Here is a 16,038-nt window from a genome sequence, read left to right on the forward strand (position 1 = left end):
TTGTTATTGAATGTGTCTACCTATATCAGCATAAGACAAAAAACCATAAATACTTATATATTAATATTTTATCTATATAAAGAAAGGAAGAAAAACGGACTGATTATATACGTAGAGTGTAGAAAATTCCTTTGATGGCATGGCAAAGACACTTACTAAAAGCGGGAAATGATGGTAGATAAAGACTTACTATTGTAGATGTTTTCCTATCTACAACAATAGGATAAATATTTTAAATTCAAATGATTATAAGGATAGTTGTAGATATTGTACATAATTTTGATTATTTACATATAATAGACCGGGCTTAGCTTTTATATCACTCAAGTCCGGCCTATCGGTTGAGACCTATCCCGCATTTGTTTGGATCAGAGTCCCAGCTTCTCAGAGATCTCCAACATCTTCTTGATCGGTTTGATGGCCTTCTTCTGTACCTCCTCGTCCACGAATATCTCCGGCATCTCGAACTTCAAGCAATTATATAGCTTCTCCATCGTGTTCAAGCGCATGAAATTACATTCGTTGCAAGCGCAAGTACTGTCGTTCGGAGGAGCCGGGATGAATTCCTTATCCGGACTCTGCTTGCGCATCTCGTGAATAACGCCACTTTCCGTCGCTACAATGAATTGTTTTGCGTCGGACTTAATGGTATGCTTCAGCAAAGCCGCGGTCGATCCTACGAAGTCTGAGACCTGTATAACCGGCTGCTTGCATTCCGGATGGGTGATCACTTCCGCGTTCGGGTACTGTTTCTTCAAAGATAAGATCTTCTCCAATGAGAATTGCTCATGCACGTGGCAAGCGCCATCCCAAAGCAACATATTACGTCCCGTGATGCTATTGATATAATTACCTAAGTTACGATCCGGACCGAAAATCATCGGTGTACCTTCCGGGAAGCTCTCCACGATCTGGCGGGCGTTCGTGGAAGTAACCACCACATCCGTGACCGCTTTCACGGCGGCGGTCGTATTCACGTAAGAGATTACCGTATGACCGGGATGTTGCTTGACGAACTCGGCGAACTCCGTAGCCGGACAACTATCCGCCAAGGAGCAACCGGCATTCAAGTCCGGTACCAGCACTTTCTTATCCGGACAGAGGATCTTCGCCGTCTCTCCCATAAAGTGAACCCCACAAAGCACGATGATATCCGCCTTCGTCTTAGCCGCCCATTGTGCCAAGGCCAGACTGTCTCCCACATAGTCCGCTATATCTTGTATATCGCCTGTTTGATAGTAATGCGCCAAAATAATCGCATTCTTCTCTTTACGTAACTTGTCGATCGCTTCCTTAAGGTCTAAATCCTTAGGAACGGGCGCATCCATGTACCCGATTGATTGGTTTGTCAACATAGCCTTATATATTAATGATTCCTGTTTCTACTGCTCCCAATAGGCTTTTCACTATATATAAACAATATTATCCACAGAAAGTATTACTGATAATCTTCATCTTATCTAGTTTATCAACCTATTGTTCACAAAGCACAAAGGTATAAACTTTCTTCATTTATAGAAATAACAAGAAAGATTCTTATCTTTGCTGTCGATGGATGAGCTGTCGTGAACCATCAAGAGTTATCCACAATCATTATATTATATTCTTATTAATCTTTAATTTTAAAAATAAATATGATGAATATGATAGGCTGTTGAAATGGTTAATACATTTTTGTTACAATCTTTGGTTATTGACTTATTAAAGTCTGTGAACGGTTTATCAAAAGGATACCAACAGCATGGATGTCTATCTATAGATTGTAATTCTTATAGTTATAGACTTTATGAATATTTAGCTGTTTATTGTTGATAACCTTGATTGTGAAAAAATAGATCCTCCAGCAAGGCTGTCAATAGGTGTATAAGGGCTGTTGATAGCGCGTAATAAATAAGTGGCTTATTCATTTGCTAATTTGAGAAAGGGGGGTGTATGGACAAGTATTTGAATAAAGCAAGAAATATTTTTCATTTTATGTCCACTACTTATTAATAGCTTTTCAACGGCATATCCACGGATATTCGCTACTTTTGCGGTCAAAGATATTTGTTATGCGAAAATTAAAAGTAACCGAATTGAACCGCCTGACTCCCGAGGCTTTTAAGGAAAGTAAGAAGATACCTTTAATCGTTGTTTTAGACCATGTTAGAAGTCTAAACAACGTGGGTTCCGTGTTTCGTACCTCCGATGCTTTCCGGGTAGAGGCTATTTATCTTTGTGGTATTACGGCTTGCCCTCCGAACGCGGAGATCCATAAGACCGCTTTAGGAGCGGAAGAAACCGTAGATTGGGAATATTTCAAGGATACCCCGGAGGCTGTTGATAAACTGCGCCAAGAGGGGTATACGGTATGTGCCGTAGAGCAAGCGGAAGGTAGTGTCATGTTAGATAACTTGCAGTTAGACAAAACAAAGAAATACGCTATCGTCATGGGTAACGAGGTAAAAGGCGTTCAACAAAATGTGGTTGATAACTGTGATATATGTATTGAAATACCTCAATACGGTACAAAGCATTCCTTGAACGTATCGGTTACTACCGGTATCGTGATCTGGGATTTCTTCAAGCAACTATCAGATTAAACCATTCTCAACCAATACGACGACCCGTTCGGTCATGGCATCTTTACCTTTCGGGTCGTATTCCGATTTCAGACTGGCTCCGAACATTCCGGCGAAGAAATTCCAAAAGCCCGCACGGAAACTTCCTAGATAGGCTTTCAATAAATTGTAACTGGATTGATTACATTCCCTATCGATCAGTTTGATAAGTAGCTTACCTTGCGAGAAGGATAATTTTTTTAGTTCCGGTTTATATTGGGCGAACAACTCTTTCTCCATCCGTTTCAAGTGGGCTTGGCGGGCCTTGTCATTCGGTAAGGTTTCCATGTATTCGTAGGTCTCTATCAACGTATCATACACCATCTTGGCATAGGGCAAAGTACGCTTTACGTCTCGTACCAACTTATTGTACTTCGCTTGTTCACGCTTATTCTTAAACTTAACTTGAGGATATATGAAAACTTCCCGAAGGTTGACGACAGCCATTGTATCACCTTCATACAGTTGAGCTTTCTGATAACCTTCCGGAACAATATTTGTCTTTACCGCCTGCGCCATCCCTTTAAAGCTACAGAGAGCGAGTAGAGCCAAAATACAATATATCCCTTTTCGTATCATATACCGCGAAAATATAAATACTGCGTGACTCTCAGCATCATTTATCTGTTAATAACTTGCTAAATGAATATAAAACATTACATTTGTGCAATTGACAACAACTTAAGAATATATTAACTATGAAGAAAGAAGAAATTACCGCCCTATTCGGAAAATTCGAATCCATTTCATGTGAGGTAGAAGGCATAGAATGCTGGAGTGCCAGAGAGTTACAACCCCTATTAGGATATGCCAAATGGGATAACTTTATCAATAATGTAGTGGTGAAAGCCAAAGAAGCGTGCCGGAATGCGGGAGAAAATATAGAGGATCACTTTCCCGATGTCGGGAAAGTGATTATTGTGGGGCATGGTGCTGAGCAACAAATAAATGACATCTTATTAACACGCTACGCATGCTATTTAATCGCACAAAATGGTGATAGCCGTAAACCACAAGTCGCTTTCGCACAGACTTATTTTGCGGTACAAACCCGTAAGGCCGAGGTGATTGAACAACGTCTATTGGATTGTGAACGCTTAAAGGCCAGGGAAAAATTGAGTCAGACTGAAAAACAATTATCTGGAATCTTATACGAAAGAGGTATTGATAATAAAGGATTCGCGATTATTCGTTCTAAGGGAGATCAAGCTTTATTCAATTTAAGTACACAGATGTTGAAAAAGAGAATGAACGTCCCCACGAATAGACCTATCGCTGATTTTTTACCGACTATAAGTATAAAAGCTAAAGACCTAGCGACTGAAATGACAAACGTAAATGTGCAAGCGAAGGATCTATATGGACAATCTCCTATTGAAAAAGAACATATTGATAACAATACTGCTGTACGTGATATGTTATTGCAAAGGGGGATTAAGCCTGAACAACTTTCTCCTAATGAGGATATTAAAAAGGTACAGCGTAGGATAAATAAGGATAATAAGAAAAACTTGAAGAATAAATAGAAACCATACAAAATCTTAACTATGAAATATCTATTGCTATCCCTGTTTGCGGGGGTATTTTCATTGTATGTACATGGTGTTGATAACTTACGTTTACCGGATGTTCGTAGCGTGGGAATGGGAGGGAATGTGGCGACGCAATCTATTTTATTCAATCCGGCCCTTATTGTCGATAAAGATAAAAAATCCATTCATTTAGAATACTTTAATCGGTACATGTTGAAAGAACTGGGTACGATGTCCGGTAGTTTTTATTATCCGAATCAACTATTATCCGCAGGTGTTGATATCTCTGTTTTCGGGTTTGATAAGTACAGGGAGATGATGGTTCGTGTGCTGGGAGGAAAACGCTTGGGGGATCAATGGGCGTTAGGGCTTGGAGTTCACTATAGTTTCTTGCAAACTGATCTATTGGAAAATACAAGATCCAGACTGTCAACAGACATTGGAATCACTTTTTTTCCTATTGATAAGTTGTTAATAGGAATGTTAATAATGAATTTTCCTTCTGTTTCTATAGGAGATAAAAATATTGAAATAGAAGATTTTAATTATTATTTAATTCAAATAAGTTTTCAATGGGAGATTATAAACAGTCTGTTAATTATAGGAAGTGTAGGAACGGAAAATGAAAACCTAGTTGTTGGGAACTTGGGTCTTGAATACACCGCTTTCGATTCTTTTTTTATTCGTGCCGGAATACAGACCGCTCCTCTCCTGCCCTCTTTAGGAATTGGTTATAACTTTTCTTGCTTTACGATAGATGTAGCCTCTATTTATCATCCGATTTTAGGGATGAGTACCGGTCTTGGTTTATCATTCTCTTTTTAAATGATACTTAGCTATGAAACGATTGTTTATAATCTTGTCGATAATCCTGTTGATAAATAGTTATTACGCTAATTCTCAGATAGAATATTCTGTTGATAAGTGGATGGAGTATGTAGAGGAACTAGCCTTGGAAACCGAGGATACGGAGCGTATCGAAAGTTTGTATGCCGATTTATCTTATTTAACTGAGCATCCTTTTGATTTGAATGCCGTGACGGAAGAACAACTGAAGCGATTACCTTTTCTATCCGATCGCCAAATTGAACAGCTCCTCTCCTATCGGAAACGATACGGAAATATGGTTAGCATCTATGAGTTGAAGAATATAGAGGATATCGATTTTCAGACGATATCTCTTCTCCTTCCATTTGTTTATATAGGTGATAATCTTGTTGAAAAACGGTTGCTTACGGTTAAGAACCTGTTGAAATATGGTCATAATGAATTACAAATCAGGTATGATCAATGTTTTCAACAGAAAAAGGGATATGGTGAACAAACGGACAGCATACTTTTGTTATATCCGAATCGTAAATATAGAGGAGAACCCTTCTATCACTCCTTACGTTATTCCTATACTTTCGAGGATCGTTTACAAGCAGGCTTCGTAGCCGAGAAAGATGCGGGCGAACCTTTTTGGAACGCATATCATAAAGGATATGACTTTTATTCCGCACATCTATTCCTAAAAGATATCAACTGGTTAAAAAGCTTGGCTATAGGGGATTATAAGATGTCTTTCGGACAAGGTCTGGTGATTAGCAATGACTTTTCTCCTAGTCGTACGGCAGTAGTCGCTCAAGCGGAGCGAAGGACAAATGGCTTCCGTAGGCACTTCTCAACCAATGAACAGGATTTCTTCTGCGGGGTGGCTAGTACGATCACGATTAAAAACTTGGATATAAGTGTTTTCTATTCGTACCGGAAAATGGATGCGGGCGTAGACAGCTTGACGTTCACCTCTTTAAAAACGGATGGACTTCATCGTTTACAACGGGATTGGGAAAAGAGGAAAATGATAACGATGCAGGTATATGGAGGAAATATCCGCTATGCTACATCTCATTTTCATGTAGGTTTAACGGCTCTCTCCTATTCATTCGGTAAGTTTAAGATGGACCCCGATCCAAAACCTTATAACCTGTTCTATTTCAGAGGTTCCAACAATTTCAACATCGGTGTTGACTATATGTTGAAAAGTAACCGTATTAAGTTTTATGGCGAAACTGCCCTTTCGAAAAACGGAGCTATTTCTACCTTGAATGCCTTGCAGTTAACACCCGCTTCTTATATATCTTTCTTGGTATTATACCGTTATTACGACCGCCGTTATCAAGCTTTGTTTGGAAATGCTTTCTCGCAAGGCTCTACGGTTCAGAACGAGCAAGGAGTTTATATGGGATTGCAATTAACCCCGATCGCTCACTGGAAATTATCCGTTTATGCGGACTTATTCCGTTTCCCTTGGTTGAAATACGGGATAGACGCTCCTTCCGGAGGACAGGAATATATGGCTCAGATAGATTATACCCCTAGTAGAAACTATTCAGCTTATCTTCGTTATAAATATCGACAAAAAGAAAAGAATGGAACTTTTGAAAATGATAATTTATTGAAAATCAATACTTATAAACAACATCGTATTGGTTTTCAACAGGTTTATAACTTTTCTTCTCCTTTTATTTTTAAGACTTCCTTAGATGGTATTCTATTCGATGATCCTATAAAGAAACTTAATAAAGGAATTATGATCTCCCAAAGTATAGGCTGGAAGCCCACTACCCTACCTCTTCAAATGGATGGTTATCTAGCGTGGTTTCATACGGATGATTACAATAGCCGGGTCAGTTCGTATGAGAAGAATATATTATATGCCTTTAATATGCCCTCTTTTTATGGCGATGGGATGCGGTTTGCCCTCACCTTTCGTCTGGATATTTGGAAACGTTTATCTTTATCCGCTAACCTGGCCCACACCCATTATTGGGACAGGGATTTGATAGGTACTGATACGGAGGAGATAAGCGGTTCTGATAAAACAGATCTTTATGCTTTGCTTCGCTGGAAATTTTAGAGTAGATTTGCGTGGGTAAAAACAAACAGCGCTATGTCTACAATTCTTTTTGATAAAATAGTATTTGGCCCGATACATAGTCGGCGTCTAGGTGTCTCTTTAGGGATGAATTTACTTCCTACAGACGGGAAATTATGCTCTTTTAATTGCATTTATTGCGAATGTGGATTGAATGAGAATCATAGGACCCATAGTAAACTGCCTACTCGTACGGAAGTGAGGGAAGCCTTAGAGCAAAAACTAAGTTCCATGAAAGCGGAAGGGATCGCTCCGGATGTAATTACGTTTGCCGGAAACGGAGAGCCTACGATACACCCGGAATTCGGTGGAATCATTGATGATACGGTCGCTATTCGGGATCGGTTTTTCCCTGACGCTAAAATCGCCGTACTTTCTAACTCTACGATGCTCCATAAAGAGGAAGTCTTTCAAGCCTTGAATAAAATAGAGGATAACATATTGAAACTGGATTCTGTATTAGACAGTCGGATTCGGCAGATAGATGTACCTAATTCTCCGGCGTTTAATTTCGAGTCTTTATTAAAACAATTATGTCGTTTTAACGGAAACTTGATTATACAGACCATGTTCTTGAAGGGGGAATTAAACGGGGAATCGGTTAATAATATGACAGAAGAGGAGATAGCGGGCTGGATTTCCGCCTTAAAACAAATCCGTCCGAAACAAGTCATGATTTATACGATAGATAGGGAGACCCCGGTTAAAGCTTTGAAAAAAGCTACTAAAGAAGAATTAGATGCGATTGCGGAACGGGCCCGGAAGGAGGGTTTTGACGTGACGGTATCTTATTAAACTAACTAATTTAGAGAAACACAATAAGTAGTATGAGAACATTCAGTAAAAAGAAAAAATTGCCTCGACTCTTGACGCTTTGTGGAGCGGTAGCGGTCTCAGCATTGCTAGGGGGATGTGGGCAGAGCGGTGTTCCGGCGGAATCTTTCGATCGGTCGGATTATTATACCAGAGGTATCGGTTCGTATCCGGGAGATCCGGGGGAGGATTTTTCTCCTTCATTACGTCCGGATCATTCCACGTATCGTAACATAGCTCTTTTGCGTAGCGCTTACAACTCATCCAGTTATGATTACAATCTAACGGCTCAACTGGTGACGGATGGTGTTATTAGCGATAAACAACCTCAGTATCTCGATCTCTCTACGCAAAATGGGGATATCGCTCGTCGTGAGCGTGAGTGGATGATCGATCAAGGTCCTTATTCTCGTAATGCGGTTACAGGCGAGGATGCCTATTTCCTGTTCACGCTGAATAACTGGAAAGAGAAAGCCGACAAGGTACAATTTCGCGGCAGCGTGGCTTATGACGAGAATAAGATTAAGGATGGATATGAGATTGTTTGCGAGGGATCGAATGATGGAAATACTTGGACGGAATTGGCTGCCTTAAAGGGTAAAGGTATGCCGGGTAAGGCCAGCAAGTATAAGGCCCATTCGGACCCGAATAAGAATAGCTGGGATCCGGGTACGTTGCCCACCCGTATGTTGAATGAGACTTTGACATTCGATCAACCGGGTGAATATGCTTATTATCGGATGCGATTGAAAATGGAAGGTGCCGCTTATTGGGCATTCTTCGAGATGAATTTCTATAACCAAGATAAGTTGATAGATTTGCTTCCTTCCAAATTCTTTAATAGCGCTTGGATGAGTGCCACGACAGGAGAGGAGTGGGTCTATGTGGACTTGGGTAGCCAATCCGAATTCGACAAAGTAAAATTGCATTGGATCAATAAAGCGATCAAGGGTAAGATTCAAGTTTCCGACGACGCGAAACAATGGGTTGACATAGCGAATCTTCCGGGTGGAGATGCTAATCTGGATGAGATCAAGCTAAAAGGAAAGGGCCGCTACGTACGGGTATGGATGGAGCAACCGGCTAATGACGGACGCTATATCTTAAGCGAGATAGAGGTGATGGGTAAAGGTGGCTTGCTTGCCCAACCGGCTGCTGCTCCGGCTTCTACAAAAGACGAGATCCGTTTGTCGGGCGGAAACTGGAAAGTACAACGAGCTTCCGAGGTAACCGCTTCTGGTGAGGAAATATCGAAACCTTCTTTCTCTCCGGAAAATTGGATCGTGGCGACCGTACCGGGAACGGTATTGAGCAGTTATAAGAATATCGGAGCTATCCCGAATCCGAATTACGCGGATAACTTGATGCAGATATCCGAGTCATTCTTCAACTCTAATTTCTGGTATAGGGATGAGTTTGAGGTACCCGAAGGATTCAAGCAAGATCGTTTGTTCTTGAATTTCGATGGTATCAACTGGAAAGCGAATGTATATTTGAACGGTAACAAGATCGGCCGTATCGAGGGAGCGTTTATCCGGGGTGTATTTGACGTTACAGACAGGGTCGTACCGGGTAAGAACGTTGTCGCGGTGGAGATCATCAAGAATGAGCATATCGGCGCTATCAAGGAGAAATGTGAGAAGAATACGGATTTCAACGGTGGTATCTTAGGCGCTGATAACCCGACCTTCCACGCTTCGATCGGTTGGGATTGGATCTCGACGATCCGTGGTCGTAATATCGGTATTTGGGATGATGTGTACTTGACTTCTACAGGCAAGGTAACGATTCAAGACCCGTTCGTACAGGTTGTGTTACCGTTGCCGGATACGACTTCCGCTACCTTGACTCCGGAAGTGATTGTGAAGAACCATGATGCCGCTCCCGTGAAGGGTATATTGACAGGAAAGATCGGTGATATCACTTTCGAGCAACCGGTGGAATTGGCCGCCAACGAGGAGAAGAGCGTTGCTTTCGACCCGAATACCTTTAGCCAATTGAAGGTTCAGAATCCACGTTTATGGTGGCCTAAAGGGTACGGATCTCCTTATTTATACGACGCTAATTTCACCTTTAAGGTAGGCGATAAGGTATCCGACTCTGAGGATTTCAAGGTAGGTATCCGACAAATGACCTTCAATGAGAATAATAGTATCTTGAGTCTCTTTATCAATGGTCGTCGTTTTATAGGCCGTGGCGGTAACTGGGGATTTGGTGAGTCTAATCTGAATTACCGGGGTCGTGAGTACGATATCGCCGTGGCTTACCATGCCGATATGAACTTTACGATGATGCGTAACTGGGTAGGACAGATTGGCGATAAAGAATTATATGAGGCTTGCGACCGTCATGGTATCATGATCTGGCAAGATTTCTGGTTGGCGAATCCTTCCGACGGACCCGATCCTTATGATCCGGAGATGTTTATCGCTAATGCTGAGGATTATGTGAAACGTTTCCGTAACCATGCCTCTATCGGTATTTATTGCGGGCGCAACGAGGGCTTCCCGCCGGAGCAGATCGACAAGGCTTTACGCCATATCGTGAAAGAGGATCATCCGGGCTTACATTATATCTCCAGCTCGGCGGATGAGGTGGTAAGTGGCCATGGCCCGTACCGTGCGCTTCCTGTTAAAGAATACTTTAGCTTGAAGAATGGTAGTGATAAGTTCCATAGTGAGCGGGGTATGCCTAACGTGATGAATTACGAGAGCTTGGTTCGTACTTTCTCTCCTGAAGCGCTTTGGCCGCAAAACGCTCAATGGGGACAACACGATTATACGATGGAAGGCGCCCAGTCTTGCGCTTCTTTCAACGCTATCATCGAAAAGGGCTTTGGCAAGCCGAACAACGCCAAGGAATTCGCCGATCTGGCTCAGTGGGTAAACTATGATGGTTACCGGGGTATGTTCGAATCGAGAAGCTTGAACCGTAAGGGATTATTGCTGTGGATGACGCATCCGGCATGGCCTTCTATGGTATGGCAGACCTATGACTATTATTTCGAGCCTACCGCCGCTTACTTTGGTTGCAAGAAGGCCTCCGAGCCTCTGCACATTCAATGGAATCCGGTTACGGACGAGATCGAGGTAGTGAACTATAGCGCCGGCGTACGTAATGGTTTGACGGCAAAGGCTCAAATCATCAATATGGACGGTTCTATTTCATGGGAAAACGAGGTTTCCGTGGATAGTAAGGAAGATACGACCAACAAATGTATGAAACTGGATTTCCCAGCTAGCGTATCCAGCGCTCATTTCGTCAAGTTGACGTTGACAGAGAATGGCAAGATCGTATCGGATAACTTCTATCTGCGTGGCGTAGAGGAAGGCAACTACCAAGCTTTGCGTGAGATGCCAAAGGTTACTTTACGATCCAACGTGGCAACCAATAAGGGTAATGACGGTACTTGGACCGCTACCGCTACCTTAGAGAATACTTCATCCACCCCGGCTCTAATGATTCGTGTGAATGTAGTGGGCGAGAAGGATGGCGAGCAATTCCTCCCGATGTTCTATAGCGACAACTATTTCTCCTTGCTTCCGGGCGAGAAGAAAGAGATCAACATCCATTGGAAAGATGTAGATACGAGAGGCGAGACCCCGAAGGTGGTTATCTCCGGTTATAACGTGAACTAGTCAGCTAGGCTGATACCTATAAAAAATCCAACCATTCTCCGATATGAATAGGAGAGTGGTTGGATTTTTTTTGCAATTCTAAATTTCAGATTTATCTTCAGTTTTATTGTTATTTTTAATACGTTTTACTGTATGTTTAAGTTTTACGGCCATAAGATTCAACTCTATGGTAGATTCCATTTCAGTTGTATCAGCATCATCTATCAACAGATCAGATAAGAGTTGGCCAGTTCGTTTCACAATACCTTTTTGTTTTATTAGGTCAGGTTCATTTTGAATTGCATCTACATTTCGGATAAGCTCACGTAGTTTTATGAAAGAATCTATTATAGCGATAGTTGTTTGTGTGGCTCTTGGACTTTTTAATATAGTAGCCAGCATATAAAGTCCTTTTTCAGTGAAAGCTTTAGGTTCTACTGTTGATTTTTTTAAGTTTTCCATCCGGTGGAAATTTTCCACCACATACTGTTTCTCAGAGGGTTTCAATGTGAAAAAATAACCACTGGGGAACTTTTCAGGATTATTTCTCACGGCTTTGTTTATATCCCTTGTTTCTGTTTTATATAATTCTGCTACATCTCTATCTAGTAGTATTTTTTGTCCTCTTAACTCAATAATACGTTCCTCTACTTCTTTCGTTCCAATAACTTGAAGTTCATTTTCCATAGTTAAATTATTAATTTGATTTTTGTATTTATGCTTTGTATATAGAGCAAATATAGTGATTTTTTGTTCTATATACAGAGCATAGATCATTTCTTTTTACAACTTGATATAAATCTTCTTCTTATACAAGAAATATCCCGGTATCCAGTTTAATACCACGAAGAAGATAGCCCAAGCCAGCGATCCTCCGAAATCGCCGAATATCGGCCTGAACAGATCCATATACATAAAGGCGGAGATACCGCTCATCCCCAGCAATACGGCCAATATATCCCCTTGTACATACAGATACAACGGGTTGATACCGAACGACTCAAAGAATAACGTCCATTTCTTCTTCCCGTTTATATCGATGATCCAGATTAATAAAGCGAGGAATAAGGAGGCAAATCCGCAAGTAACCAATACGAACGTACTACTCCATATCTTTTTATTGATAGGGCAACCATAGCTTAGCAAGAAACCGGCAAAAAGAATAATCGTACCGAAAATGAAGATATTACGGATAATCAACTCATTGTTCTTTTTACAATCCTGTATTACCTTTCCTACGTAGAAACCGAGTAATACATGCGCTATGCTACCGATGCAGCTCAAGAGCCCTTCCGGATCAAAGGCGATCCGTGTACCATCTGCCATATCATCGTGATACATATGCGATGTACCGAATAAAGCCTTGTCCACGATTGCTATAATGCTATCCTCCGACATTTCCATACTATGCGTGAAACCTAGTAATGCCCAGTAAAATATCAATATACCAGCGGCTACTTGCAAAATATACTTATGATTAATCGCTAATCCTATCAACGACCCGAAGCCGTATGCGAGCGCCAACCTTTGCATCACCCCAAGGATACGTAAATTCTGGAAATCGGTAAATCCATTGTAGCAAACATGCCCGAACAGATTCAGCCCTAATCCCACGAGGAATATCAATACCGTGCGTCTCAATACTTTCGTCACGCTTTCTTTCGACAGCTTGAAGTTATATTTCCGAAGCGAGAAAAACATGGAGACCCCCATGATGAACATAAAGAACGGAAATACCAAATCGGTGGGAGTGAGGCCGTTCCAACGTGCATGCTCTAAAGGCGTATATACATACTTCCATGACCCGGGGTTATTTACCAAAATCATCCCCGCAATCGTAATTCCCCTCATCACGTCGAGGGATAGCAATCTTCCGGATTGTTGTGCCATATCGATAGTAGATTAAAAAGTTACCAATGAAAGTCCAAAGATAATTGAATTTCCTACAATATCCCTGCCTTCGGGAATACTGTTTTTAGTATATTGAAAATCAGATGTATAAAAACATGTACATGTTTTCGGAAAAACACGTACGTCTTTTTTCGGAAACACGTACGAGAATTTATGAAAACACGTACGTGTTTTTCCAAAAAGATGATGGAGATATCCAAGCGATAAGAATTTTATACAATAAGCCTAATAATCAATTATTCTTTAAGGTTTGATGAAAAATATGCCTATCTTGCGCATAGAATCTAAAGATAGGAACCAATGAGGCATTTGCTTATTTTGATATCGCTATTATCCACACTCTCATTTATAGGTTGTCGAGATGAGAGCGATGCCATATACCTAATCGATCGTGCGGAATCCTTGTTGAAATCCGATCCGGATAGTTCCCATATCCTATTGGATAGCATAGCCGTGCCCGATAATTTGAGTGATAAATTATTGGCTCGTTGGTGTATGCTATCCGGTAAAGTGGCGGACACGTTATATACGGATCTGCCCTATGTACAACAATTGCTACGTGCGCAAGCCTATTATAAGTCACACGGGACAAAGCAAGAACAAGCGAAGATTGGTTTGTATTTGGGGCGTTCGTATGTGGAAGATAAAGAGAACGAGAAAGCGATGAAGGTTTATTTGCAAGCTTTGGATATCGCTTTACGCAGTGAAGACTATAATCAAGCCGGATATATTTGTAGCTATATGGGAGATCTGTATGATTTCGAGGGTAATTATCTGTTAGGAAAGGACAAATATAAGGAAGCGGAATCTTATTTTCGAAAAGCGGGTAATATGCGAAGTTCGGCTTTCGCCTTGCGGGATGTGGGAAGAATGTATGCGTTTTCGGATTCTTTGGATATAGCGTTAATTTTTTTGTTGAAAGCGGATACTATTATAGTTGAAGTAGGTGACTCTTCTGATATAGGGACTATATATAATGGAATAGGAAATATTTATAATATGTTAGGTAATAAAGAGTTAGCTAAATTGTATTTGTGGAAAAATGTCAATATGTCAGATTTTGATGACGCACCAAGTTACAGGACATTGGCTGGTATATATATAGAAGAAGGCGATTTTAAGAATGCACGTATTTGTTTGGAGAAAGCAAGTGTACCTAGTTTTAATGATATGACCCGTTTTTCGGTACTTTATGGTTATTCTTTGTTAGAGAAAGCGGAGGGTAATTGGGAAAAGGCTTGGTTTTACTTGGATGAATATAACAGTGCCTCAGATTCGATCTTGACGATACGAAATAGGGAAAACATAATAAAAATAGAAAAGGAATATGAGCATTTAAAAATATCATTGGAAAATATGCGATTAAAATCGGATAAACAAAAGTATTTTATCTATTGGGTAATATCTGTATCTATTCTTTTAATATTATTATGGGTCTTTCAAATACGAATTGATAGAAAAAATAAAAGACTTCTTAAGCAGGAAATCGATTTGTCGAATAAGAGTAATGAATTATTCAGACTACGGGATAATTTACGTAACAAACAAGATAGATTAGAGGCTTTATCTATTCAATTGTCTGAAAAAAATGAAAAACTGAATGAACTTGATTCAAGAGAGAAACTGGAGAAAGAATATGAACAAATAAAAAAAGAAGAGGAAACCCTCGTCCTTCGGATAGCGGAACGGCGTAAGGATCTATTCTTATCATCCGCTATAGCCAAGAAAGTAATCAAGCTATCCCAAAAAGTAGTACCGGGAGCTACCAAATCTCCACTATCAGAAAAAGACTGGCAAAATATTATTACGCAAGTGAATGAGGTTTATCCTTTTTTAGCGGATCGACTCGCTGCGTTTAATTTATCTGCCGCCGAATTGCGTTATTGTTATTTGAGCTTGTTGGGTTTGGATTCGATAGGTGAATCTATCCTGTTACATATCCAGCCGGATTCGGTAAACAAGCGTCGGCAGCGTGTACGCCAAAGGCTGGGAATCATAGCGAAAGAGCTTGATTTATGTGCTTATCTTATTAATAGTGTACAATAGATTGATAAACAATAGCTTCTATTAATATTGGCTTTACCCTTTGTCCTGCTAGTTGATTTATAATCAATTAAATATTAGTTGATTATGAATTTCGTTTGTCGCTTATTATTTAGCGTTATATTTGCTTGTTTCTTCTATAGGCTTGATCTTTACGTTGAAAAAATAAAAACGAAATGAGACAGCTTAAATTGTTATTAGCGGCAATAGCTTTATTATGGGCTATGCCATGCTGGGGTAAGCCTATAGATCTACATGGTAAATGGGAACATAAGAAAAAATCCATTCCAATAGGTTTGCCAATGGATGCATCGATTGAGGAGGCTAATAGAGAACTGATAGTAAACTTTCACGAGGATCTTGGTGATGTATGTGTTATCGTCACTAGTTCTACGGGAGAAGTGATCTATAATGAAAAGGTACAAACGAGTACTATGCCATATTTAGTAATACCTCTAAAAGTAAGAGATCAAGAAAAAGGAGTATTACATATAATGAATGATTATAATCATGTATTTGGGGATTTTTAAATTTAAACTTTTGTATTTGTAAATGATATAGGAGTAAAAATATAATTTTCTATTGTTTTACCTTTTAAAAAGTAG

The 16,038-nt window shown here is 40.3% G+C and carries 12 protein-coding genes; 8 read left to right on the forward strand and 4 right to left on the reverse strand.

The annotated features are described in order from the left end of the window. Positions 1 to 368: 368 nt before the first annotated feature. On the reverse strand, positions 369 to 1,355 hold the full coding sequence (gene nadA, locus DW205_RS20595) for a quinolinate synthase NadA (RefSeq protein ID WP_005863738.1): 987 nt from the start codon (positions 1,353 to 1,355) through the stop codon (positions 369 to 371). A 696-nt stretch (positions 1,356 to 2,051) separates the two neighbouring features. On the opposite strand from nadA, the gene DW205_RS20600 reads away from it, so the two are divergent. After that, positions 2,052 to 2,582 carry an RNA methyltransferase gene (locus tag DW205_RS20600; protein ID WP_005863736.1) on the forward strand — a complete coding sequence of 177 codons (531 nt, stop codon included), beginning with the start codon at positions 2,052 to 2,054 and terminating at the stop codon, positions 2,580 to 2,582. Here the strand turns inward: DW205_RS20600 and DW205_RS20605 are convergent. After that, positions 2,574 to 3,179: a DUF4294 domain-containing protein gene (locus tag DW205_RS20605; RefSeq protein WP_008778681.1), complete on the reverse strand. Its 606-nt coding sequence runs from the start codon at positions 3,177 to 3,179 to the stop codon at positions 2,574 to 2,576. The two genes, DW205_RS20600 and DW205_RS20605, sit on opposite strands and share 9 nt — an antisense overlap. Positions 3,180 to 3,298: 119 nt before the next feature. Between DW205_RS20605 and dinD the strand changes: the two genes are divergently transcribed. From dinD to DW205_RS20630, 5 genes are read left to right on the forward strand one after another with little or no spacing between them, the layout of a single operon-like run. Further along, positions 3,299 to 4,126 carry a DNA damage-inducible protein D gene (gene dinD / locus DW205_RS20610; RefSeq protein ID WP_005863734.1) on the forward strand — a complete coding sequence of 276 codons (828 nt, stop codon included), beginning with the start codon at positions 3,299 to 3,301 and terminating at the stop codon, positions 4,124 to 4,126. 21 nt (positions 4,127 to 4,147) lie between these two features. After that, positions 4,148 to 4,957, forward strand: a complete 810-nt coding sequence (locus DW205_RS20615) for a hypothetical protein (protein WP_005863732.1) — start codon at positions 4,148 to 4,150, stop codon at positions 4,955 to 4,957. A 13-nt stretch (positions 4,958 to 4,970) separates the two neighbouring features. Continuing rightward, positions 4,971 to 7,031 (forward strand): helix-hairpin-helix domain-containing protein, encoded by a 2,061-nt coding sequence (locus tag DW205_RS20620; RefSeq protein ID WP_005863730.1) that lies wholly within the window; start codon positions 4,971 to 4,973, stop codon positions 7,029 to 7,031. Between the two features lie 33 nt (positions 7,032 to 7,064). After that, positions 7,065 to 7,844 (forward strand): radical SAM protein, encoded by a 780-nt coding sequence (locus DW205_RS20625; protein ID WP_005863728.1) that lies wholly within the window; start codon positions 7,065 to 7,067, stop codon positions 7,842 to 7,844. Positions 7,845 to 7,876: 32 nt separating this feature from the next. Continuing rightward, the gene (locus DW205_RS20630; RefSeq protein ID WP_005863725.1) at positions 7,877 to 11,500 is read left to right on the forward strand and encodes a discoidin domain-containing protein; all 3,624 of its coding nucleotides are present in this window, start codon (positions 7,877 to 7,879) and stop codon (positions 11,498 to 11,500) included. A gap of 78 nt (positions 11,501 to 11,578) precedes the next feature. On the opposite strand, the gene DW205_RS20635 is transcribed toward DW205_RS20630, so the two are convergent. Then, positions 11,579 to 12,256, reverse strand: a complete 678-nt coding sequence (locus DW205_RS20635; RefSeq protein ID WP_005863724.1) for an ORF6N domain-containing protein — start codon at positions 12,254 to 12,256, stop codon at positions 11,579 to 11,581. A 6-nt stretch (positions 12,257 to 12,262) separates the two neighbouring features. After that, a complete protein-coding gene (locus DW205_RS20640; RefSeq protein ID WP_005863722.1) occupies positions 12,263 to 13,369 on the reverse strand; it encodes an acyltransferase family protein in 1,107 nt (368 codons plus the stop codon). Positions 13,370 to 13,690: 321 nt separating this feature from the next. On the opposite strand from DW205_RS20640, the gene DW205_RS20645 reads away from it, so the two are divergent. Both DW205_RS20645 and DW205_RS20650 read left to right on the forward strand, forming a co-directional pair. Further along, the gene (locus tag DW205_RS20645; protein WP_005860344.1) at positions 13,691 to 15,436 is read left to right on the forward strand and encodes a hypothetical protein; all 1,746 of its coding nucleotides are present in this window, start codon (positions 13,691 to 13,693) and stop codon (positions 15,434 to 15,436) included. Positions 15,437 to 15,609: 173 nt separating this feature from the next. After that, positions 15,610 to 15,963 (forward strand): DUF3244 domain-containing protein, encoded by a 354-nt coding sequence (locus DW205_RS20650; protein ID WP_005860342.1) that lies wholly within the window; start codon positions 15,610 to 15,612, stop codon positions 15,961 to 15,963. Positions 15,964 to 16,038 lie beyond the last annotated feature (75 nt).

Origin of the sequence: Parabacteroides sp. AM17-47 (assembly GCF_003434625.1) — a bacterium.
In the GTDB taxonomy this organism is placed as follows: Bacteria; Bacteroidota; Bacteroidia; order Bacteroidales; family Tannerellaceae; genus Parabacteroides; species Parabacteroides distasonis.

Excerpts from the sequence above, each read along its gene's own strand:
- nadA (WP_005863738.1), bottom strand. The coding sequence starts at position 1,355 with ATGTTGACAAACCAATCAATCGGGTACATGGATGCGCCCGTTCCTAAG.
- DW205_RS20600 (WP_005863736.1), top strand. The coding sequence starts at position 2,052 with ATGCGAAAATTAAAAGTAACCGAATTGAACCGCCTGACTCCCGAGGCT.
- DW205_RS20605 (WP_008778681.1), bottom strand. The coding sequence starts at position 3,179 with ATGATACGAAAAGGGATATATTGTATTTTGGCTCTACTCGCTCTCTGT.
- dinD (WP_005863734.1), top strand. The coding sequence starts at position 3,299 with ATGAAGAAAGAAGAAATTACCGCCCTATTCGGAAAATTCGAATCCATT.
- DW205_RS20615 (WP_005863732.1), top strand. The coding sequence starts at position 4,148 with ATGAAATATCTATTGCTATCCCTGTTTGCGGGGGTATTTTCATTGTAT.
- DW205_RS20620 (WP_005863730.1), top strand. The coding sequence starts at position 4,971 with ATGAAACGATTGTTTATAATCTTGTCGATAATCCTGTTGATAAATAGT.
- DW205_RS20625 (WP_005863728.1), top strand. The coding sequence starts at position 7,065 with ATGTCTACAATTCTTTTTGATAAAATAGTATTTGGCCCGATACATAGT.
- DW205_RS20630 (WP_005863725.1), top strand. The coding sequence starts at position 7,877 with ATGAGAACATTCAGTAAAAAGAAAAAATTGCCTCGACTCTTGACGCTT.
- DW205_RS20635 (WP_005863724.1), bottom strand. The coding sequence starts at position 12,256 with ATGATCTATGCTCTGTATATAGAACAAAAAATCACTATATTTGCTCTA.
- DW205_RS20640 (WP_005863722.1), bottom strand. The coding sequence starts at position 13,369 with ATGGCACAACAATCCGGAAGATTGCTATCCCTCGACGTGATGAGGGGA.
- DW205_RS20645 (WP_005860344.1), top strand. The coding sequence starts at position 13,691 with ATGAGGCATTTGCTTATTTTGATATCGCTATTATCCACACTCTCATTT.
- DW205_RS20650 (WP_005860342.1), top strand. The coding sequence starts at position 15,610 with ATGAGACAGCTTAAATTGTTATTAGCGGCAATAGCTTTATTATGGGCT.